Consider the following 20,615-nt stretch of genomic DNA (forward strand, 5'->3'; position numbering starts at 1 on the left):
CACAGATATAACATATATAAATTAGACTCTGCTTATCCTGTAAACACTTTCACTAATAATATATTCAACCTCTCTGGCTACAGAAAAAAACAAACCACTTGCGATAAATATAATTACCAGTTCATCACGATTTTTAACCTGAAAAAATGAATGTATTTTAGTTATTACATTTCTGGAAGATCCATTTTTAATACCTAAAACATCAGATATAACACGATGACTAAAACCCAAAGTATGAAGAATCAAAACTCTCCAGTGAAGTTCATTTTCATTTATTCTGAACTGATTAATTAATTTTTCTTTTCCTTTACATATAAAACCAACTATTTCAATTTTTTTGACGTGTTTTACTAATTCAATAAATTGCCATAATATGTATTTTTCATTTTCACAGTCAAATAGCTGAATAAAAATATTATATGTAATTTTATTTATAACCACACATTCAATAATACAAATCGTTTCTTCACAATTAAGGACTGTCAATTCTGCTGATGCTATCTGCTCTTTTAAAGTAAAGGGTAATTCAGAAAACCATAATTCAATGGAACGAAAAGGCTCCTGAATGTCAATAGAAAAATGTGAATTATAAAATTCAAAGGTTCCTGAATCATTTCTGACACAAACAGAGTGAGGTATAAATCTAATTAGTGTATCAATACACTGGTAGAATTTTGTTTGACGATTGTATATCTTTTGACTACGATCACGCGGATACATAGGAACCTCCTTAAAGGATTCTATGGGTAGTCGATGCAGGGAGTGTCCGCTCTCTGCATCGGCGATTTAACTTAATTTTTTAACGTAGCGTTAACTACAAAGACACTATATTGTTTTCAGCCTTAATTTGTCACTATATTTTTATAGATCAATATACTTTTATTTAAACTAAATCAGGATTTAATCTCGCTATTATTCGTCATTTTCATGAAAAAATCTTTCCATTTCTAAAGATACTTTTTCTTTGATATCTTCAACCATATTTGCATATTCAAACTTTGGATTTCCGGCCACATGAGGGCTGAGAGATCCTATACCTAAAATTTTGGCTACGGATGACTGTGTTTTAAGTATATTTTCAAGTAATACTTTATTGAACTCTGTCTGATTGAATGCCGACTCTTTACGCTCCATTTGTGCTTCATAGACACGAAGCCCTAATTCCAGCAACATCGACGATGTACCAGAAAAACTGATATCTTTATCTCTCGCTCCTTCCTGGCGTCGTTTTTCCACAATGGCAGTTATTTTATTGTGTACCTCATTACTTATATATACATTGACTTTAGCCATTCACTATTACCTTTTTTCCGCAACGAATAAAAACATTATAAAATCCGGATTCAGGAGCACTCTGTAAAGGATTACACCCCTGGCAGCGCCCCCAGGGGTGTCACTTAAAAACAGGCACAGCGACGCTAGCAGCGCCCCTGATATAATGCAATGTTTTTTATAAAAATAGTCAGTACCACCCCTGTATAGCGTCGTCATAGCGGTGCCAGCGATGCGTTTGCACCGCTATTTTCACTTGCAAAATGCAATAAAATGCAATTTTCAAAGAGTAATTTATTGATATAAAAACAAAATCAGCAAAATTTTAATTTTGCGTGGGGTGTGGTGCTTTTGGTGGTGAGGACGGCAAATTTGTTGAGTCTGGAGCTGGAGTGGGTTAAGTTATTACCGGATGACAACGCAAGAGGCAAATTAATGTATAAATGGCTCCTGTCTGTCCTACTGGTATTAATGAGCACGGTAGTCCATGCTGCTGATTGTTTTGATCTGGCCGGGAGAGACTATAAAATAGATCCGGATCTACTGCGGGCGATTTCATGGAAGGAATCCCGTAACCGGGTTAATGCCATCGGTATTAATCCGGTTACGGGATATGGCTCGGGGTTAATGCAGGTTGACTCTCAACACTTTAACGAACTGGCTCGTTATGGAATAAAACCGGAACAACTTGTCTCCGATCCCTGCCTGAATATTTACACCGGAGCTTATTATCTGGCAATCGCATTCAGAAAGTGGGGGGTATCCTGGACAGCAGTCGGAGCGTACAACGCCGGATTTAAAAAGACTCCCCTTCAGGATGCGCGTCGTCTGGACTATGCGAATGATGTACATCGGATCTGGATCGCGATCAAACAAAGTAAAACCAGGCAGACTCCCGCCCGATGATCCCCTTTTTGTATCCGGCAAGCAGAAGAAGGGATAATATTATCAACCGGAACCCATATATTTTTTATGCCGCATAGCAGAATGGAATAAACACAGAAATGTAATACTGACTGCCTGGAATCCCGCGAAACGGGAACCCGTTATCATACTCCTGGAAAACTTCTTCCACTCTGCCAGATCCGTTTTTATCGCTGGCACATAAATGACAGAAAACGATGAGGTCTGTTGATTAAAATGGGATATGACAGACAACCTGACAATGCCCGGGAATAATAACATAAGTAAAGCCCCGAAAAATTTTTCGGGGCTTTACTTATGTTATTATGACTTACACTCACGAAACTGTTCAGCAATCATCCACAGCGCTTTGTTTAACCGGATATCACCATCAATACCGGTAACTGCCTTGGTTAGGGTATTTTTTCCGGAGGCACTCCTGCCGGGTAAACCACCCTTCATCATATTCTCCTGTACACGCTGATATGTTGTTCACAGGTCATTTTGTTTATCCTCCCGACGACGTGGAGTAATTATTTGTTCAGGCGAAACAGGTATTTTATTTTCGTCCTCATATCTGACAGTCAGTGCCGCTTTACCAAACAGATACTGCTCATCCTGATTAAGGATCACTGATTTCATGGACTCCATATTTTCGGTTACTTTATCGAAAATCCCCATAACCTCATAAGCCCCCTCAATCACCTGCCCGACAATATCTCCCTTTTGTGGCACACGTATTTCACCAAAATGATTTCCGCATACCAGTCCATTTGTACAGACAAATCTGAACAGCCCGGGAACCATCTGATAACTTGACGAACCGTCATGAGAATTGAGCAAAATAATTTCCGGAACCTCTTTCCCATCAATCTGTCCTTCACGACGAAGACGCAGCATATGTTTACTGTATTCCCGGCGACTTAAATCACGTACACGACTCTGGCAGGCAAAGAACGGCTGAAATCCTTCCTCACGTAACCTGTTGATGATATTAATGGTTGGAATATAAGTATAACGTTCGCTCCGGGATTCATGTTTGTCTCCGGAAAAAACTGAAGGCACAGTCTGCATTAATTCAGCGTCAGTCAAAGGACGCTCACGACGAATGGAATTATGTCTGCCAAAACGGGAAGCGAGTCTCATAACGCACTCCTTATATAATTAATGAAAAAAAATTCTGAAGAAAAAGCAGTGACCGGAGACACCGCCTTTTCCGTTAACATTCAAGTAACAAAAGCGGATATTATTCAGCAACGCTCCCCTTTAATCCCCTCGGTAAAGCCGGTGATCCAGTCAAGTACAGACCGGATAAAACTATACTGAATACCGTAATGATCTGCGGCTTCCTGACCATATGCGACACTCATGGCCGCACGATCAGCAGCGGCTACCAGCTGGCTTTTTATTTTTTTCCACCATCTTTCAGTAGATTCAAAGTTACGCATGATATCTCCTTGCGATAACGGGGCGGGGATATTCCCCGCCATCCGAGTCACTTCCTTAGTTCAGTTCCGGCAAACTGCGCCATCAGGTGAAGCATCTGTGCTATTTCATCCACTTTTTGCTGCAATGCCGGCGTGGCCACTGGGATGAGCCGGATTTGTACCTCCAGCTGGTCCATCAGCCGGGCGGTCTGCGTTTCCAGACGGGCTTTATCAGGGGAGCGCTGATAATCCAGCAATGCATTACTGACGCTCATCTGCAGCGAGTTAAGGGAATCCAGGGCTTTTTCATCCCATCTTTCAGTAGATTCAGAAGCGGCGGTTTTGACGTTGACGTTCTGTGTGTTCATTCTGGTTATCTCCTCTTCAGGTTAGTTTCCATCTTGTATCTCGAAAATTAGTTACTATCTGGATGGTTGAATTTGGCAAAGTTCATGCAGCCTGTATCCATCTGGGGCTACATCTGTAAGCCCGCCTGAGAGCTTTCGGCGCATGGGCTGAGCCACTCACCGGAAACCCGAACAGTTGTCGGAGTGTCATCTCGTATATGCAAGAAGGGGTAATGATGGGTCTGCCAAATTCACTTTGTGTCGGAATTGATGTTTCAAAAATGTCGCTGGATATTGCGTCTAATCAAACGATTAGACCATTTTCTGCCAGTAATGATGTCGATGGTTTTGATGCCATCATTGCTGAGCTGAAACAGCATTCGATTGCACTTGTGTTAATGGAAGCGACAGGAGGTTTGGAAGCAGCAGTAGCCTGTTCTCTTCAGGCTCAAGGATTTGATGTTGCTGTAATTAATCCGAGGCAGGCTCGTGACTTTGCGCGCTCAATGGGATACCTGGCGAAAACGGATCGCGTAGATGCAGCCATGTTGGCCCAGTTGGCCGAAGTTATTAACCGCCATCCTGAACGAGCGCGGTTTATTCGAAACTTACCTGATGCTGAGCGAGAGGTGCTGAATGCTATGGTTGTTCGTCGGCGTCAATTGATCACCATGCTAACTGCTGAGCGAAATCGACTTTATCCCTCTCACCCTCAAAGCCGAAAAAGTATCTCAACGATCATTGGTGTATTGCAGGACGAACTTAAGCGCATCAACAAAAGTATGGAAGTCCACATCAGCACACATTTCAAAACACTGGCTGAGCTCCTTGGTGGAGTAAAAGGTATTGGCGCAGCAACTATAGCGACATTGTTGGCTGAGGTTCCGGAACTAGGTCACCTTTCACGCAGGGAAATTAGCGCACTTATCGGTCTTGCTCCATTTAATCGGGACTCAGGCAACATGCGCGGCCGCCGAACAATTTTTGGCGGAAGAGCCAATGTTCGCTCGGCGCTATATATGGCCACCATCGTTGCTACTGGCCACAATCCAGTAATCAAGCAATTCTACAATCGCCTTGTCGAATCAGGAAAGGCTAAAAAAGTCGCACTGGTAGCTTGTATGCGCAAACTCCTGACAATCCTGAATGCGATGATAAAGAAAAATGAACCGTGGGATCCATCTCACCATTATCTGTCGCAATAAAAAGCATCGATTGGCTATTTGGTTCATGAGTTTCAGCGCTGGTGAAATCGCTGCAATCATTGTACAATAACAAGTACATTGAAGGAGGTTTTTATGCGCACTATTAGTTATAGCGAAGCCCGGCAGAATTTATCAGCAACCATGGTGAAAACTGTAGAGGATCATGCCCCGATTTTGATCACCCGGCAGAACGGTGAATCATGCGTTCTTATGTCACTTGAAGAATATAACTCACTGGAAGAAACAGCTTATCTTCTACGTTCACCTTCAAATGCCAGAAGGCTCGCGGATTCAATCGAAAGTCTGAAATCCGGGCGAGGTATTGAAAAGGATATCATCGAGTGAAACTCACCTGGTCTGAAGAAGCCTGGGATGACTATCTTTATTGGCAGGAAACTGATAAGCGTATGGTCAAAAGAATCAACGAGCTAATCAAAGATGTTCGCAGAACGCCCTTTGATGGCAAGGGGAAACCTGAGCCATTAAAATACAACCTGTCCGGTTTTTGGTCCAGGCGCATAACTGAGGAACATCGACTGGTATATGCAATTACCGCCGACACTATCCAGATAGCGGCGTGTCGTTATCACTATTAGTCTTTGAAAAAATTATCGATCAAAACAGTTGCTCTCAGTGAGTTCGTCGCGGCGAAGGGCAATGGAGCAACGGCGAAGGCGGAGCGCAGGGGGCGGAGACGAAAAGTTTTTGCGGTCCCTGGCAAAAAGTTTTTGTCGGAGTTCATACACCCCTTACGTGACGACAAGCCGGTGCTACAGACAGCCCTCCGCGAAGAATCACTGAGAGAGGGAAACCCCTGCTGCGGACAGAATGAACACACCCGACACGACGGAACGGCGTGGCGCCATCAGAATGCCGGCGGTCTTATCGCCGGCATGGTGAAAGCCGCGTGACCGGAACGGTCACTGCCGGCGTGTCGTTGGCTTCTGCGCAAGGGATGGAAGCCCATCAGGGCGGAGACAACCCCGCTGGCTCCGTTCACGACAGTCCGGTCACCGCCAGGGGATGCGCCCGCGTTTGGCCGGGACGCAGCAGCAGGATGAAGAACGGCAGGAAAAATCAGAACTGCCATTACAGGGAACCGGGTATCCGTCACAGCAGTCCCGGTCAGCAGAAAAAGTGAATGAGAATGCGGAGCAGTGCGTCAGCACTGCCCTGCATTCTGTTTTCGGGGTTTATCGGCGTGTCATCCCGCACAGGCGTCCGGGATGATAAAATCAGTGGCGAAGGTTTCTCAGGTCATCGTCAGACAGGCCGGTCAGTTTCATGACGGTATGGCGATCCATACCGCTGGCCAGCATCTGTTGCGCCACTTCCAGCTTACCTTCCAGTTTACCTTCCAGTTTACCTTCCAGCTTACCTTCTTCACGGCCTTCCATCCTGCCCTCGAGCCGCCCTTCCTCACGGAGTCGTTGTGCCACGGTCATAATAGTTTCCCTCTGTTGCGGTAATCGCTGTGCCAGCGTATTGATAAAACGGTGATAATCGTCAGTATCACCATCACGGACGGCGTAATTAATCGCCGCCAGCAGGGTCTTTTCCGTAGTGTAGCCTGACTCCAGCTGGCTGACCAGCAGGTCGGTGAGCGTGTCCGTCAGCTCCATCAGGTCACGGCGGATAATATTTTTAAGCAGAAACTCCATCAGCGCCACGCGGCGGTGCCGGAGGATCTCATCATCCGGCACGCGGGTGATATCAACCAGCGGAAAATCCCGGCAGTACAGCGCGGCAGCCATCTCAGGATCATCAAACGCGTCCAGCCAGTTCATGGAGAACGGATACGGGCTGCGTTTCCCGGCATAGAACAGCACCGGGATCACCAGCGGCAGGGTTTTATGCACATCCAGATGACGCTGCATGGCGGCCACAGAGTACCTTAACATTCTGAAAGTAATATATTTTTCAGGTTTGCTTTGATGCTCGATAAGTGCGTATACGTACCCGCTCCCCCGGGTGGTCTCCACTGACCAGAGGATATCACTGATATACGGTTTCAGGTCGGCGTCAACAAACGAGGTGGACTCCAGTTGCAGGGTGTCCAGATCGCAAATCGCCAGCAGGGCCGGAGGCAGGTGCAGGTTAAGGAAGTCGCGGGCGGCCTCCGGCTGAGACATAACGATTTTGAAAAAAGCGTCGTGCGCGTGTGACGTACCTGAATTATCCATAACGGTCTGTGACGGGTGAATAATGCGTAATCCTACCATAAAAGAGCGCGGGCGGGCCGCTTCACAACGAACAAACCATCCCGTGAATGAAACGATGATGACAACGACCCGCTCACGCCAGCCGGATTATATATCATCGTTTTCGCGGATAAGATCTTTTTCCTCCAGAACATAACGCAACTGTTTATCCGCCTCATCAATACTGTCGCAGATACGGTTGAGCGCCTCCATCACGCTGTAATCAATATCGCCCCATTCGGCGGCCAGACCGGTGATTTTTCTTTTCAGGGCAGACAGTGAACGTCGCTGCCCTGCTGCCAGACGTTTTTCACTCACCGGACACCTCCCGCAGCTTGTTCGGCACCATCCAGCGTTCAAGCTCACGGACATGCGCAGACGCCTCCCGTCCCGACAATCCGGCTTCGTGCACTACCCGCCAAAGTGGAACGTCCTGCCACAGTCCCCGCTCAAATCCGGCCAGTGACGGAAAACGTTCGCTCCAGCGCCAGAACTGACTCTCCAGCTCGTAATCCGGTACGTCACTGCCCGACCAGCGCGACAGCCAGCTGCCTACTGTTGCCGGGGTATGAAAGGCCAGTTCGATTTCAGCCTGCCCGACACGCGCCTGGTACGCCCTTGCCCGGCTCACCGCCTCGCGGTACAACTGGCGGGAGTATTTCTGCTCCTTCAGCAACATTTTCTGGCGATCTCTTTCACCGGCACGGAACCGCACGGAAGGAAAAAGCCGGTCTCCCGCATCAGACGGCAGCGGCAGGCAACAGATTTCGCCCCGGCTTTCAATCAGCATATCAACAGCATTCAGCCACTGCGACCGGCTGCCGCGCAGCGCGTCCGCCGTCAGCGTAGGGGAGAACAGGCGAAGTTCATCCAGGCTCACACGGCGGCGACCGCTGAGAAAGCGGAAAAAGGCCGTCGCATACGGGTACGTGGCCAGCCTTCTCCCGCGCTGGCGGCGGTTTTCCGTCTCCGTGGCGGCTTTCAGGGCAGCCTGACACACCGGACTGAGCGGCACCAGGGCGCGACATTCACTCGTCATTCGCCGTCCTCCTCTGCCAGAATGCTGATAATATCGGCAAACGAATACCCGTCATCATCCAGGCGGGCGACCAGCCGCAACGTATGATTAATCTGTACGGGACAGAATGATGCCAGGGTGCAGATGACGGAAAAGGGACAACCCCGGCCTGTCATGAAAATAACCAGCCACTCCGGACTGACATCACCGGGGCTGCATACGGCGATATGGAAGTTGCCGTGTGATGGCGTGAAGCGAACCTGTACCGGAAAAAAGCCACCGAACTCACTCCGGTATTCACCATTCATGTCCCAGTCAGCCGGGCAGGTCAGATCGCGCATGACGGCATGGGTCAGTTCGCGGCGCAAATCTTCACCCGCCTCGCGCCAGTCTTCAAATTCCTGGGGGATCATAGTTTTCAGTACGTCGGGAGTAATAATGTTTCGCATAATGGTCTCCTTATCGCCGCCCCGGGGGGCGGCCTCCGTTATCAGGCTGCATCGGGCAGGGTGTGGTGGCTGTCTGCATCAGCACTGCCGTTTTCGGTATCAGATACGTCGTTTTCTGCATCAGACGGGGATTTTTCTGCATCAGGGGCGCGCATCCAGACAGGCACCCAACGGTTGTCACGCATTTTGTCCTCTGCCAGTTCAGCCGCATCACCCTTCTTCATCTTCTCCGCGTCCCGCGCCGCGCCTGTCAGTCCGGCCTCATTCAGCGCGGCGATGATTTGCGGCTTTTTAAGGCTGCCGAAGAAATTCTCCTTCGTCGGTTGCCACCAGTCGCGCATATGGAATCCGAGGGCGGTTTCCAGCCTGTCCAGCGGGCTGCGGGTGGTGCCTCCTGTGCCGCGCGTCTGCATACCGTCCAGACTGCATGCGGTGCAGAAACTGAGCAGGGCGGTAAGGTCTGTGGCGCTGAGGGTGAAGAAGGTGGTGAAGTCCTGTGTCCAGCCCTCCGGCAGCAGTTTTTCAAGGAGTTTCCCTTCCTGCATCAGGGTCAGAAATGCCATGCCCTCTTTACCGGACGGGGCGGTATTCGTCAGGGAGTAGTGCTTACAGTCCAGGGAAATTTGCGCGGGTCGGTTATACGCGCCGCTACCGAACACGTTCAGGCAGAGAGTCCATGCCAGAAGCGCCAGGGATTTTTCCGGCTGCTGCATCAGTGCCGCCTGGACTGCCAGCGTCCGCTCCGCACACATTCTGGTCAGCAGGGGTACACTGATTTCGTCCACAGGCTCCGGCTGCCGCTCATATACCGGAACCTGAGCGGGTTTATCTTCCGTTTCAGACGGTTCACGCAGCATCACCCCGCGCTGGACATAGATGTCACCGTGACGCCAGGACACCACCACGCCACTTTCCGCGCGCATCTCCGGCGTCCATGCCCGGAGTTGTGCCGCGCATTCGATGGCCTCCATCTCTGACTCCATCGCGTCGGTTTCATCGCTGGCGGTCTGGTTTTCGTCGTACCGTTCCTGCAACTCGTCCAGGCGCTGCTGTTCCTGCTCCGTGTAAACCTCATCAGGCTCGTCCTGAATGCGGTACACTGCGGCATCCTCACCACAGCGGCTGACAGGCTCCATCCGTCCCGCGCACCACGCCCAGCCCTCGGCCTCTTTCAGGCACTCCGCCACCCACTGAATCTTTTCCAGCAGGGCGGTATCCAGCGCCAGCCTGTCCACAAAACCGCCCTGCTCGTCGCTGAACAAATCTGCACGAACTTCATCCGCTGAAAATGCCGCTTCCCCGACAAACCGGAACTTACTGTTATTGTGGATGGGGACTTCGCTTTCGGTGATCAGATTGCGGATCACCCGTACCTCCGGCTTATTGTTCCAGCTCTCACGACAGGCGGCCTCGTACACCTGCACCTGACGGTCAGGATTGTCTTCCAGCGCCAGCGCCTGACAGTGCTCCGTGGTGATTTTGTCCGCAGCCAGCGCTTCCAGGATAACCGGAGCCAGCCCCGCGAGTTTCAGCATCCGCTGTACGTGGCGGGGCGAATAGCCCAGCAGATCGCCTGTCTGCGCGGGGGTTTTACCTTCCGCTGCCATCGCGCGGAATCCCGAAATCTGTTCGGCAGGGTGCATTTCCAGATGCTGCCCGTTCTCGGTCAGTGAAGCGGCGGTCGCCAGATCATCCGGCACCACCTTCACGCGGACAGGCCAGTCCGGGGTGATCGTGTTCTCAGTGACCAGCAGATTCATCGCCGCCAGACGGCGACCGCCAGCGGCAACGCCGTACAGGTTGTCAGGGAGGGCGTGAACAACCAGATTCTGGAGAAGCCCGATACCTTTAATGGAATCCGCCAGTTCGCGGACGCTCTCTGCGGAATACGGCACGATACGCACGTTCTGCGGGGATTTGACCAGGGCAGACAGCGGTACGTGCTGCTCTTCGGTCTGCGCCAGCACCGCAGACAATACGGTGTCACTGGCGCTGACGGCGTTTTTCACCTTACGGCTGGTTTTTCCTGCGGGTTTTGCTTTAGAATTGGTAACTGACATTATTGATACTCCTTCATGATATTAATGATTGTCTGCCGGATGCTCGTACATCCGGCACCTCTTACGGCTTACTGCGTTTTACGGATACCGTAGCTTTCGATACAGCGGTTGAGCCAGTACTCGCCTCCCGGTTCAAAATTCCATGTACGCCAGACCATTTCGCCGTCCTTACGCACAACCAGGCGAAAGTGCGTCCCCTGATCGTCTTCAATGGCGACATTCTGATACTGTGCTGCCACCGCTTCGGCCTGTTCGCGGGTGAACGTGCCGTCTGGCAGTGACTGAAGGGGCGGTATAACGTTGCTGGTCATGTCTTTCTCCTTTTCCTGCCCCGCAGGTTGCGGGGCGTTTTCATCATGCTGGTCAAAACGGGGCATCATCATCCATCGGCGGATAATCGTCCGGTAACGGCTGCGGTGCCTGCTGAGACGGCGCGGTACTCTGACGGGGTTTTCTGCCGCCTTTCGCTTTCGGGGATTTTTCAGGGGAGCCAGCAGGTTGTGCCGGAGCGGCAGGACTCTGCGGTTGTGCGGGTTGCTGCGGAGCAGTGTTCTGTGGCTGACCGCCGTCACGACGCCCGCCCAGCATCTGCATAGTGCCGTTCTGTCCGACAACGATTTCAGTGACATAGCGCGTTACGCCGCTGTCGTCCTGCCAGTTGCGGGTACGTAACTGCCCTTCGACGTACACCTGAGCGCCCTTGCGCAGATACTCGCTGGCCACTTCCGCGAGCTTGCCAAACAGCACCACGCGATGCCATTCAGTGTTTTCGCGCATCTCTCCGGTCTGTTTATCGCGCCAGGACTCCGAGGTGGCGAGGCTGAGATTAGCGACCGCGCCGCCATTGGGCATATAACGGATTTCCGGGTCCTGGCCCAGATTACCCACGATGATGACTTTGTTGATGCCGCGTACTGTCATGATGAATCTCCTTCCGTTTTTTTGCTTTTAAAAACCATCACCCGTTGAGTTGCCGGGGCCGCGGTTTTGACGTTTTGCGGGGACCTGCTGAACGCGCCCGCTGGTTGTTACCTTCACCCGTTTGAGAGCCGTTCGCCGCAAGGGCATAGACGCCACGGCCTGACGCATCTGTCCGGGGCAGAACGCAAAAGTTTTTGCGGCCCCATGCAAAAAGTTTTGTGGGCTGTTCATTACACCCTGGACAGCCAATGCGACAGGTTGTGGCTCTATAAGCCCCGGCGAAAGGACTCAAAAGGGTGAAAAAACCAGGCAAGGAATGAGCAGGAACCCGCCGCAACGACGGAAAGCGCGGGCGCGAAACGGCGTTGCGCCTTACAGCCCGGCAGCCTTACCGCCGGGGTGCGAAAAGCGCAGGAAACGGCGCGTAAAAAGGGCGGCGTGACCGGAACGGTCGCAGCAAGCCTGCCTTTGACTTTCGCCATCAGACCCTAGCCGTATGGCCCGAAACCCGCAGGGGTTCGGCGGAGACTGGCAGGTGCGCAGCAGCTGCCCTGGCGAAGTGGGGCTCGACGACTGGACAGCGCCAGCTGGTCAGGAGCCGAAGGGGGCCGTGCGACAGGAAGTCGTTTAACATATTGTTTTACATTGATAAAACCAGCTATTCCATTAGCTGTAGCCTACCGGAACAGGCGTTGCTGGCAACGGCGGGGTCTGAAGCTTCCGGGACAACGAGATCGGGCGTCAGCCCGGAGAGGGTCCCGTGAGGGAGCCTCTCCTGCTGCAAGCATCATGCGGCTGGATTGCAAGGCTGGTCAGAAGGGTTAACACATGTGAACTGTTGATAAACACCGTTATCGGCAACAGGCCAAAGATGCTGAAAGGCCTGAACCAAAAGGGTATGAGATCGGGTTGCTCCAAGGGCCCCCCGGAGCACATGGACACAGAGATCTCCGGTGAATAGACAGAACCCGTCCTGACCTTTTGTATGTTAAGCGGAACCTGGTAAACCCGTATCGCTGCCTGATGGCAGGTGAACCGTGAGGAACACTGTTGGCGGTGCGGGCAGAGGAGGACGGAAAAAGCGAATGCCTGATGGTAATCATCAGGATACGGAGCAGGTCATACTCCGGCGCGAAAGCGGGCAGACTTCCGTCTGGTCTTTAACTGCATGAGATACTGTAAAACTTTCAACAGGATATCAGCGAGATGAATACACACGACAGTGTGTCCACGATACCCCGCCCGGCAGGCTGGCACGCCATTGACTGGCGAGCCTGCCATGCACGGGTGCGAAAGCTACAGCTGAGGATTGCAGAGGCAACCCGGCAGCAACAATGGCGGCGAGTCAGGGAACTGCAGCGCATTCTCACGCGCTCGTTCTCCGGCAAAGCCGTTGCTGTCAAACGTGTGACTGAAAACACCGGGAAAAGGACGCCCGGCGTGGATGGCAAAACATGGGGCACCCCGGATGAAAAATGGAAAGGGATGGTCAGTCTGAGCCCACGGGGCTACAAACCACTGCCGCTCAGGCGCATACACATCCCAAAACCGAATGGCAAAAAGCGCCCGCTGGGCATTCCTGTTATGCGTGACAGAGCCATGCAGGCACTGTGGCTGCTGGCACTGGAGCCTGTGGCAGAAACCACGGCTGACAATAACAGCTATGGTTTCAGACCCATGCGCAGTACGCATGATGCCATCGAGTCCATATTTCACCGCATGAGCCAGAAAGTATCCCCGAAATGGGTACTTGAAGGTGACATAAAAGGATGCTTCGACAATATCAGCCATGACTGGTTGCTGTCCCATATTCCCATGGACAGAAAACTGCTCAGAAAATGGCTGAAAGCCGGATATATGGAAAAAGGCGTCTTCTATCACACTGAAAGCGGCACTCCGCAGGGAGGCATTATCTCCCCTCTCCTCGCCAATATGGCTCTCGACGGGCTGGAGGGAGAACTAATGCGTACATTCAGGAAGAGCAGGCATTACGGGGCAAAACATCAGGTGAACTATGTGCGCTATGCCGACGACTTCATCTGCTCCGGGAGCTCCCGCGAGCTGCTGGAGAATGAGGTCAAACCCCTGATAGCAGAGTTTATGCAAAAACGGGGGCTCGCGCTGTCTGAGGAAAAAACAGCGATAACGCACATCGAAGAAGGCTTCGACTTTCTGGGGCAGAACGTCAGAAAATATGGCGGCAAGATGCTGATCAAGCCTGCCAAAAAGAATCTGAAAAACTTCCTGAGCAAAGTCAGAAGATTAATTAAGGGTAATCCGACGCTTCCGGCATGGAAACTGATAAACCTGCTCAATCCCGTGATCCGTGGATGGGCGACTTATCATCGGCATGTCGTGGCCAAAGATATCTTCAATTACGTCGATACCCAAATCTGGCGGGCAATATGGCAGTGGTGCAAACGGCGGCATACACGTAAAAGCCGACGCTGGGTTGCAGAAAAGTATTTCACGTTCGGGGAGAAACGCTGGCTGTTCAGCGCAGCGACCCCGGAAGGTAAAATACTGCACCTCACCCGCGCGATGGATACCCCCATCAAACGCCATATCAAGATCAGGGGCGACGCAACACCTTACTCGCCCGGCATGGAAATCTACTTCGAGCGTCGTCTGGATCTGATCTGGATCGGAAAGCTGAAGAAGATGAAAACCGTGGCGGCATTGTGGAAGCGCCAGGGTAAGTGCTGCCCGCGCTGCAGACAACTCATCACCAACCAGACAGGCTGGAATATACACCACCGGGTCAGGAAGGTCATGGGCGGCAGCGACGACATGTCCAATCTTGAACTGCTACATCCCAACTGCCACCGTCAGTTACACAACAGGGAGGCCGGTGCCCACAAAGGGTATTTATAGAGGCTTGAGCGGTATGCGGGGAAACCTGCACGTACCGTTCTCAGGGGGCGGCGGCGCAGTAATGCGCTGCTGCTACCCGACAGCACCCTGACATTTTAGATTTTAAAAACACAGGGAAGCAGGAACAGGAACAGGAACAGGAACAGGAACAGGCAGCGTATTATCACCGGCAGGAAGAAAACCTCACACACAGGCCAGAAAAAACCATCACCCGATATGAGAAAAATCCGGCCAGCGACAGGCAGAATGCATCAGTAATGGCGTTATTTTTTAACCTCATCCTCTTTTCTGGCATATTCCGGGGCATTTTTGTCCGGGAGCTGCGCACTGACCTGACGATAGTGCTCCAGCCGCGTCCGGAAATACTCTCTCAAATGTTCAGGCTGTTCCCTGATAACAAGTTCGGCGACCACCGGCATCGCCAGCCTTTCTTTATACGCCACACCGGAAGCGAGCAGGTCAATGGCCACCTTATCCTGCTCTTCTTTCGATTTTGCCGCGAGATTCAGTCCGGACATTATATCCTCCGACAGAAAGGGAAACCTGCCATGATTGTACGCCATCAGAGGCAGAGGGGGAAAAGGGCGGGGAGCGGCGCGAAGCGCGGCCCCTGTCCTTCCCCCCGCAGGCGCCAGCCTGCGGGGTTTTTCGCGCGGGCTGACAGGCGCCCTCCCCGCCTGCCATCATGCCTGGCTGCTTTTTCCGCCCTGTAAGAGGAAGTGACCACCGGTGTACACGGCTAATATCTGTCAGTAGTTTCCTTCGGTCAGGTTATGCGCCGGGATATTTGTGGAAAGCAGGTATCGCAACGTATCCAGCGCGGTTTCTTCTTCAGCGGCCCTGTCCTGCGTCTGGTAACGAGGAAGGTTCATTCCGGCTTCCATCAGGGGTAAAAGTGTGTGCAGCACATCTTCAGGTACAGCAATCTGGCGCGGTGGGCGCAGTGCGACTAACTCGCGTAATACGCCCTCAACAAAATTCTGGCCAATACCATCACGCCAGAGCGCATCACTGTCCGACTCGCCAATGGCGCGCAGTACGGACTGTATGTCATCAGCAGTCGGATTAAACTCCGCCCCCATTTCCCGCACATCGACTTCACACCAGATGATGACAGCGATTTTTTCGTGATTCTCATACGCTTTCAGTAAGTCGCAGCAGATGGTGCTGACGGTTCCGTACATAACAGACTCCTCTTAAATCAATGAATGACGGTTACAGCGGGGCGGCATCGCCGCCCCGTCGGTTAATCAGTCGAGCGCGGCGTAAATAGCGTTGCATTCAGGGTGAAACGTAATGTGATTCCAGAGCTGGGTATCACGCAGCATATACAGGTGAGTGAGCGCAGCGTTGCCGCAGTCGTGATGCGTCCAGCAACGGCGGTTAATGGCGAGCGAAGTCAGAATAATTCCGGCAGCGTCGGCGCTGACGGTACGATCAAACCAGTTTTCACCGTTGATCATGTGTACCCGATCGCAGTCGGGCATCATGTATCCGCCGCCTTCCGGCAGACGGATGAAATGCCAGAAACCACCGTTGTATTCAGGCATCCATTTTTTCGCCAGGGCATATACCTGTAATTCAGCCAGCATAAAATCGTTGCCGAACATGTACGGCAGGAAAGACAGGCGGTCGGATTCTTCAACGTTAATAACACGCGCACGTTGCTGATTTGAATACTGCATAAAACCTCCGTAATCACATATTCTGCGACACCGGGCGGTGCCGTGCATCCATACCAGTCGGGCGATCAGTCGTGGATGCAAGGGCGCAAGGGAAGCCGCAGCCTGACGCGCACGGAAGACGGGAGCTGAAGGGTGAGACCGTGAAACCTGAGCGGTCGAACGACCGGAAGATCGCGGCAGACGTGAAGGAAGGACCGGGTGACCGCCGCGTGCATTTTACCCTTGTATCCACGACAGCCCGACTACGATGGATGCACGGCACAGCCCGCACACGACACAGGACTGTCAGAGTGGAAAACCACAAGGCGACGGCCGGCAGGCCTGAGCCGGGTGAATGCGGAGCCGGAAAGGCGACATCCTTTTTGCCTGTTGTCCCCGGCATCGTCGCAGTCGCCGGCTGAAAAACTGAAAAAAGAGAAGGAGACCTCCCCTTCTCTTTTCTTTCTCGTTACCGTTTACAGCTTATCGTTCACCGCACACAGCTTATTTAACGGATGCAGCCTGGCTGATACTCCGGGCTTCGTTCACCACATCCCGGAGTACGCGGCGGTCAAGCCAGCGGCGGACCGGTTCCCCCGGGAAGCGCAGAATATCAGTCATCACGCCGCAACCTTCGATATCTTCCTCCGGCTCATTAATCAGAGTCAGCAGCACCGGGCAGAAACGGGCGTTATGGATCATAATGGCATCCAGCACCTTATCCAGTCCGGCCCCGTCCTCTTCGTCAAGCCAGTTATCATGGTCGTATTCGTCCGCTACCAGCCGCCAGTTCCCGATGCGTTTTTCCATCAGGCGGGGCTCGCCGGACGGTGCCAGCGCCGCCGCGATGCACTTCGTATCCTGGCGGACAATGTCACATACCCGGTCAGCGGACGCTTTCAGGAACGCCAGCAGGTCGGCGTATTCGTCCGCGGTCAGCCATTCCTGAGCATACGGCAGGCGGATTTCAGTGCATTCGCGTACCGTGGCAGGGTGCGGGTATGCCTGTACCGGGTACAGATGTAACCGGACTGGCGTCCCCGCCAGCCGCTGCGCGCTGGCCGTCAGCAGTTGCGCCCGTCCATAATTAAGGGACTGACAAAGATGCGTCGTCAGGGCCAGGATTTCATCTGCACTGAGCATACCGCAGACGGCCAGCCAGCCGGGCACCACACCGGGGGCCACCTGCGTCACGCCGACGGTTTCGGGCCAGCCGGACCGGCGTAACAGATTATCTCCGTGGCGCACTATCAGCGTACTGAGCGTGTTATTTCTCATTGTGTTGTTCCTCTTCGTGTTCATACAGTTGTGATTGATACCCCGCCCGTCACCCGGTGCGGGGTGGTACGTTACGCCGCCAGCGCCAGTTGCCTGAGCCGCGCAATATCGGCCTGGGCATCGGCAACGCCGGGGTACTGCCGGCATACAAGAGGCCAGGCCTGAGCGTCCTCCGTATCCAGCGCCCGCCCGGCAATGTCCGTCACCCTTGCCAGCAGGTCAGCGGGAACACTGACGGTCGGGATTTCAGTCCGTAATCCGGCGTACAGCGCCTGTACCGTGCTGTCTGAAATACCGTCTCCGGTATGTTCGCCCGTACCTTTCCGGCCAATCTCACGCAAAATCGCATCGGCCTCCACTTCGGTCATCCCCTGAGCCAGTGACATAACGTCCTGTTTCGTCCAGACCAGCAGGGCAAAACGCTCGTCGCTGCCAAACATGCGTTTCAACTTTTTGTTCAATTCCTTACGTGTGCCATACATCATGATTTTCTCCGTTGGTTCAGTGGGGCGGCACCGCCGCCCGTGGTCTCGTCATCTGTCAGTCTTTAAAACACTCATTGAGCATCAGGCTTTCGTTGTACGCTTCATCCAGCAGGGTGTTGATACGCCGCAGACTCTGCCCGGCCAGTCGTTCAGTAAGTCCGTGACGCTGCCAGTGATAACGTTCTTCCAGCACTTTCAGGGTGGCGCGCAGGTCGCACATGCTGTTGGCCAGCGCCGCCACTTCTGCGCGGAGTTTTTCGTGTCCGGAATAGTTCATTACGCGGCCTCCGGATAAAAGACGTCGTTGGCGGCCGGGCGTTGCATGGCGCGCTGAACGGTGGCCAGTCGTTGCTGCCCTGCCCTGTGGTACTGCTCCATCAGTTCGATACCGATATATCTGCGTCCCGCCTGTAACGCGGCAACGCAGGTGGAGGCGGAGCCACAGAAGGGGTCCAGCACAATCGCGCCGGGATGTGTGAAGCTTTCAATCAGCGGTTGCAGGCTGGTAACGGGCTTTTCGGTCGGGTGGTGGCGGTTGCCGGAATACTTCCAGCCGAGCACATCCGGCAGCGGGTTCTGTGGCAGAGCCGGACGGCCTTTCGCCAGCACGTAAGCGCATTCATGGCGATAGCCGACATACGCGGACTTGGACGAGTAGGTTTTGGTGAAGACCAGATGTCCGACGACGCTGAACCCGGCACTTTTCCAGGCCGCCATGAAGCGGTCCACGCGGTTCCAGCCGTAGAAACTGACCAGCAGCGCATCTTTTTTGAGTACGCGGTACATCTGGTTACAGGCGGGTTGCAGCCACTCGTCGGTTCTGTCACCGGCAATACTGCGGCCGGAACGGTCACGGAATCCGACAAGGTAAGGCGGGTCGGTCAGAATGAAATCGACGGCGCGGTCCGGAAAGCCGGACATAATATCGACACAGTTCCCCAGGATTAAACGGGACATAGAGATTCCTCGCGGTTACAGGAGGCACCGGGAGGGCGTCCCTGTGACGCACGTTCCCCGCTGCCTGTGGGCTGTTCACCGCGTCCGGTAACGGGTCAGGCCGACCGTGGAATAACGAGCCGACAGTCCTCATCGTCGGTGAGTTTATGCCGCGAAAGCGGCTTGAAGGGCGTTCATCAGAAGGCGAGTGCCGGGCGCATAATAGCGAAAGCGCCCGGCAGGAGCAGAAAAATCGCCCGTCCCGTGCCCGGCCGGACGCGGGATACTGACCACAGGCAGCGTGACTCCCGCGCCGCCGGCGCTGGCGCCGAAAAAAGAGGAGCTGCGCGACATCATTATTCATTCAGGAAGTACCGGGCAGACGTTCTGCCCGGCAGATTGTCAGCGGGTGATATCCCGCCAGTCATTCCCCCACTCATCGCGCAGTACCGGCGCATCCGTTGAGCCGGTCACTGTCCACGCATCGGGGAACTTCAGCCCGTGCAGGATAACGTTCTCGACGTCATCGAGCAGAATGATGCTGTTAAACCAGACCACGCCTTCGGGGTACTCCCAGCGATGTCGGTCATCCTCGCGTTGCAACGATGGCCACCAGGTGCGCCCCATTTCCAGAACACCCGCTTCGGCATGCTCCAGGTCAGTCGCGGAAACCAGGTAATGCACCATCATTTCAGTGCCATTGACGTCGACACTCAGGCCAACAAGCCAGGTATCATTAATGTTTGAATTATTATCCACCGCGCTTCACCTCATCGATTGCCCATTGCAGGTGGCTCCAGTTGAACCCGTCATTCGCATCATGGCAGTGCTGTGCCAGCTCCATCGCCGCATCGATATCGTCTTCCGTGAGCGAACTGTCCAGCGCCAGAAAATCACTGGCCAGCCAGAACGTACCGCAGCACAGCGCATCATCAGGAAACCGGGAAAGACGCTGTTTAAACGCAGCGACTGTCATATTGCGGGACAGCGTGATACAGGCCGGAAAAACACTGTCGGCCACATCGTTCCAGCTCCACTCATCACTGTCTGGTACTGGTCGCTCCACGGTTTCCGTGGTCACACCAGGCAGACGGGATAAACGTTCCAGAATATCCCCCAGGTACAGCTTCTCGCCGCTGCCGTCTTCACTGGACAGATAATGTCCGTTGATATAAAGCGCAAACTCGCCATTTTCCAGGTCGATACAGGTCACTCTGAACATAAGATTTTCCTCAACATCCGGCAGGAGGCATCACCGCGATACCGTTCCCTGCCGCACGCTGCCTGTTCGTCGCGTCCGGTAGCGGGTCAACGCCGACCGTGGAATAACGAGCCGACAATTCTCATCGTCGGCGAGCTTATGCCGCGAAAGCGGCTTGAAGGGCGCCCTTAAACTGGCGAGGGTATGCAACGACGCCAGGCCTGAGCGATAAAGACGCCCGTCCCGTGACAGGCCGGACGCGGCACACTGGCAGCGGGTGGCAGTCAGCATCAGGTGTGCAGGAATGGCCGGGGTGACAACAGGAGCTGAAGGGAAACACCAGAGGAGGACAGATGACATACCAACAGTTCTGC

At 53.2% G+C, this 20,615-nt stretch carries 27 protein-coding genes and 2 pseudogenes; 7 read left to right on the top strand and 22 right to left on the bottom strand.

The annotated features are described in order from the left end of the window. Positions 1 to 21: 21 nt before the first annotated feature. Together ACLJRH_RS24535 and traM are read right to left on the bottom strand one after the other, a co-directional pair. On the bottom strand, positions 22 to 720 hold the full coding sequence (locus ACLJRH_RS24535) for a hypothetical protein (RefSeq protein WP_410958204.1): 699 nt from the start codon (positions 718 to 720) through the stop codon (positions 22 to 24). Between the two features lie 192 nt (positions 721 to 912). Then, positions 913 to 1,293, bottom strand: coding sequence for a conjugal transfer relaxosome DNA-binding protein TraM (traM, locus tag ACLJRH_RS24540; protein WP_410958205.1), 381 nt, complete (start codon positions 1,291 to 1,293; stop codon positions 913 to 915). A 414-nt stretch (positions 1,294 to 1,707) separates the two neighbouring features. On the opposite strand from traM, the gene ACLJRH_RS24545 reads away from it, so the two are divergent. Beyond that, positions 1,708 to 2,178: a transglycosylase SLT domain-containing protein gene (locus tag ACLJRH_RS24545; protein ID WP_410958206.1), complete on the top strand. Its 471-nt coding sequence runs from the start codon at positions 1,708 to 1,710 to the stop codon at positions 2,176 to 2,178. Between the two features lie 321 nt (positions 2,179 to 2,499). Here the strand turns inward: ACLJRH_RS24545 and ACLJRH_RS24550 are convergent. From ACLJRH_RS24550 to ACLJRH_RS24560, 3 genes and pseudogenes are all read right to left on the bottom strand, one after another. Further along, positions 2,500 to 3,321: pseudogene (locus ACLJRH_RS24550) on the bottom strand (DUF932 domain-containing protein). A 104-nt stretch (positions 3,322 to 3,425) separates the two neighbouring features. After that, positions 3,426 to 3,623, bottom strand: a complete 198-nt coding sequence (locus ACLJRH_RS24555) for a hypothetical protein (RefSeq protein ID WP_058108492.1) — start codon at positions 3,621 to 3,623, stop codon at positions 3,426 to 3,428. Between the two features lie 47 nt (positions 3,624 to 3,670). Beyond that, the gene (locus ACLJRH_RS24560; protein ID WP_079814156.1) at positions 3,671 to 3,970 is read right to left on the bottom strand and encodes a hypothetical protein; all 300 of its coding nucleotides are present in this window, start codon (positions 3,968 to 3,970) and stop codon (positions 3,671 to 3,673) included. A gap of 215 nt (positions 3,971 to 4,185) precedes the next feature. Between ACLJRH_RS24560 and ACLJRH_RS24565 the strand changes: the two genes are divergently transcribed. From ACLJRH_RS24565 to ACLJRH_RS24580, 4 genes are all read left to right on the top strand, one after another. Further along, positions 4,186 to 5,154, top strand: coding sequence for an IS110 family transposase (locus ACLJRH_RS24565; protein WP_410958229.1), 969 nt, complete (start codon positions 4,186 to 4,188; stop codon positions 5,152 to 5,154). Positions 5,155 to 5,247: 93 nt separating this feature from the next. Next, a complete protein-coding gene (gene yefM, locus ACLJRH_RS24570) occupies positions 5,248 to 5,499 on the top strand; it encodes a type II toxin-antitoxin system Phd/YefM family antitoxin (RefSeq protein ID WP_410958207.1) in 252 nt (83 codons plus the stop codon). Beyond that, positions 5,496 to 5,750, top strand: coding sequence for a Txe/YoeB family addiction module toxin (locus tag ACLJRH_RS24575; RefSeq protein WP_079899879.1), 255 nt, complete (start codon positions 5,496 to 5,498; stop codon positions 5,748 to 5,750). Before yefM ends, ACLJRH_RS24575 begins: the two co-directional genes overlap by 4 nt. Before the next feature lie 311 nt (positions 5,751 to 6,061). Continuing rightward, on the top strand, positions 6,062 to 6,295 hold the full coding sequence (locus ACLJRH_RS24580) for a hypothetical protein (RefSeq protein ID WP_410958208.1): 234 nt from the start codon (positions 6,062 to 6,064) through the stop codon (positions 6,293 to 6,295). Between the two features lie 94 nt (positions 6,296 to 6,389). On the opposite strand, the gene ACLJRH_RS24585 is transcribed toward ACLJRH_RS24580, so the two are convergent. The 8 genes from ACLJRH_RS24585 to ACLJRH_RS24620 all read right to left on the bottom strand — a co-directional run bounded on the left by ACLJRH_RS24585 (position 6,390) and on the right by ACLJRH_RS24620 (position 12,285). Then, positions 6,390 to 7,337: an Rpn family recombination-promoting nuclease/putative transposase gene (locus tag ACLJRH_RS24585; RefSeq protein WP_410958230.1), complete on the bottom strand. Its 948-nt coding sequence runs from the start codon at positions 7,335 to 7,337 to the stop codon at positions 6,390 to 6,392. Between the two features lie 126 nt (positions 7,338 to 7,463). Further along, positions 7,464 to 7,673: a hypothetical protein gene (locus ACLJRH_RS24590; protein ID WP_058108400.1), complete on the bottom strand. Its 210-nt coding sequence runs from the start codon at positions 7,671 to 7,673 to the stop codon at positions 7,464 to 7,466. Beyond that, complete coding sequence (locus tag ACLJRH_RS24595; RefSeq protein WP_410958209.1) at positions 7,666 to 8,394, bottom strand: plasmid SOS inhibition protein A; 729 nt, start codon at positions 8,392 to 8,394, stop codon at positions 7,666 to 7,668. Before ACLJRH_RS24595 ends, ACLJRH_RS24590 begins: the two co-directional genes overlap by 8 nt. Further along, positions 8,391 to 8,825 carry a conjugation system SOS inhibitor PsiB gene (gene psiB, locus ACLJRH_RS24600; protein WP_410958231.1) on the bottom strand — a complete coding sequence of 145 codons (435 nt, stop codon included), beginning with the start codon at positions 8,823 to 8,825 and terminating at the stop codon, positions 8,391 to 8,393. Before psiB ends, ACLJRH_RS24595 begins: the two co-directional genes overlap by 4 nt. 38 nt (positions 8,826 to 8,863) lie before the next feature. Beyond that, positions 8,864 to 10,882, bottom strand: a complete 2,019-nt coding sequence (locus ACLJRH_RS24605; protein WP_410958210.1) for a ParB/RepB/Spo0J family partition protein — start codon at positions 10,880 to 10,882, stop codon at positions 8,864 to 8,866. Between the two features lie 68 nt (positions 10,883 to 10,950). Beyond that, positions 10,951 to 11,193 (bottom strand): DUF905 domain-containing protein, encoded by a 243-nt coding sequence (locus tag ACLJRH_RS24610; protein ID WP_058108491.1) that lies wholly within the window; start codon positions 11,191 to 11,193, stop codon positions 10,951 to 10,953. Between the two features lie 52 nt (positions 11,194 to 11,245). Then, complete coding sequence (locus ACLJRH_RS24615; protein WP_082328296.1) at positions 11,246 to 11,803, bottom strand: single-stranded DNA-binding protein; 558 nt, start codon at positions 11,801 to 11,803, stop codon at positions 11,246 to 11,248. A gap of 266 nt (positions 11,804 to 12,069) precedes the next feature. After that, positions 12,070 to 12,285 (bottom strand): hypothetical protein, encoded by a 216-nt coding sequence (locus tag ACLJRH_RS24620; RefSeq protein WP_058108394.1) that lies wholly within the window; start codon positions 12,283 to 12,285, stop codon positions 12,070 to 12,072. A gap of 724 nt (positions 12,286 to 13,009) precedes the next feature. Here ACLJRH_RS24620 and ltrA point away from each other — a divergent pair. After that, positions 13,010 to 14,677 carry a group II intron reverse transcriptase/maturase gene (gene ltrA / locus ACLJRH_RS24625; RefSeq protein ID WP_410958211.1) on the top strand — a complete coding sequence of 556 codons (1,668 nt, stop codon included), beginning with the start codon at positions 13,010 to 13,012 and terminating at the stop codon, positions 14,675 to 14,677. 163 nt (positions 14,678 to 14,840) lie between these two features. Here ltrA and ACLJRH_RS24630 read toward each other — a convergent pair. From ACLJRH_RS24630 to ACLJRH_RS24660, 7 genes and pseudogenes are all read right to left on the bottom strand, one after another. After that, positions 14,841 to 15,195, bottom strand: a pseudogene (locus ACLJRH_RS24630) (DNA polymerase III subunit theta). Between the two features lie 231 nt (positions 15,196 to 15,426). Beyond that, positions 15,427 to 15,861: a hypothetical protein gene (locus ACLJRH_RS24635; protein WP_410958212.1), complete on the bottom strand. Its 435-nt coding sequence runs from the start codon at positions 15,859 to 15,861 to the stop codon at positions 15,427 to 15,429. Between the two features lie 66 nt (positions 15,862 to 15,927). Beyond that, entirely contained in the window at positions 15,928 to 16,362 is a 435-nt protein-coding gene (locus tag ACLJRH_RS24640; RefSeq protein ID WP_410958213.1) for an antirestriction protein, read from the bottom strand. A 483-nt stretch (positions 16,363 to 16,845) separates the two neighbouring features. Then, entirely contained in the window at positions 16,846 to 17,619 is a 774-nt protein-coding gene (locus tag ACLJRH_RS24645; protein ID WP_410958214.1) for a hypothetical protein, read from the bottom strand. A 71-nt stretch (positions 17,620 to 17,690) separates the two neighbouring features. Further along, positions 17,691 to 18,104 carry a DUF1380 family protein gene (locus ACLJRH_RS24650; protein WP_410958215.1) on the bottom strand — a complete coding sequence of 138 codons (414 nt, stop codon included), beginning with the start codon at positions 18,102 to 18,104 and terminating at the stop codon, positions 17,691 to 17,693. 55 nt (positions 18,105 to 18,159) lie between these two features. Next, positions 18,160 to 18,381 (bottom strand): hypothetical protein, encoded by a 222-nt coding sequence (locus ACLJRH_RS24655; RefSeq protein ID WP_001109588.1) that lies wholly within the window; start codon positions 18,379 to 18,381, stop codon positions 18,160 to 18,162. Next, positions 18,381 to 19,061 carry a DNA methylase gene (locus ACLJRH_RS24660; RefSeq protein WP_410958216.1) on the bottom strand — a complete coding sequence of 227 codons (681 nt, stop codon included), beginning with the start codon at positions 19,059 to 19,061 and terminating at the stop codon, positions 18,381 to 18,383. Before ACLJRH_RS24660 ends, ACLJRH_RS24655 begins: the two co-directional genes overlap by 1 nt. Positions 19,062 to 19,223: 162 nt before the next feature. Here ACLJRH_RS24660 and ACLJRH_RS24665 point away from each other — a divergent pair, with 162 nt between their 5' ends. Beyond that, positions 19,224 to 19,505 (top strand): hypothetical protein, encoded by a 282-nt coding sequence (locus tag ACLJRH_RS24665; RefSeq protein WP_410958232.1) that lies wholly within the window; start codon positions 19,224 to 19,226, stop codon positions 19,503 to 19,505. Here the strand turns inward: ACLJRH_RS24665 and ACLJRH_RS24670 are convergent. Both ACLJRH_RS24670 and ACLJRH_RS24675 read right to left on the bottom strand, forming a co-directional pair. Continuing rightward, on the bottom strand, positions 19,443 to 19,799 hold the full coding sequence (locus ACLJRH_RS24670) for a hypothetical protein (protein ID WP_410958217.1): 357 nt from the start codon (positions 19,797 to 19,799) through the stop codon (positions 19,443 to 19,445). The genes ACLJRH_RS24665 and ACLJRH_RS24670 overlap by 63 nt on opposite strands. Continuing rightward, positions 19,792 to 20,262, bottom strand: a complete 471-nt coding sequence (locus ACLJRH_RS24675; RefSeq protein ID WP_000490265.1) for a hypothetical protein — start codon at positions 20,260 to 20,262, stop codon at positions 19,792 to 19,794. Before ACLJRH_RS24675 ends, ACLJRH_RS24670 begins: the two co-directional genes overlap by 8 nt. Between the last annotated feature and the right edge of the window lie 353 nt (positions 20,263 to 20,615).

This window comes from Salmonella sp. SAL04162 (assembly GCF_046551535.1).
In the GTDB taxonomy this organism is placed as follows: domain Bacteria; phylum Pseudomonadota; class Gammaproteobacteria; order Enterobacterales; family Enterobacteriaceae; genus Salmonella; species Salmonella enterica.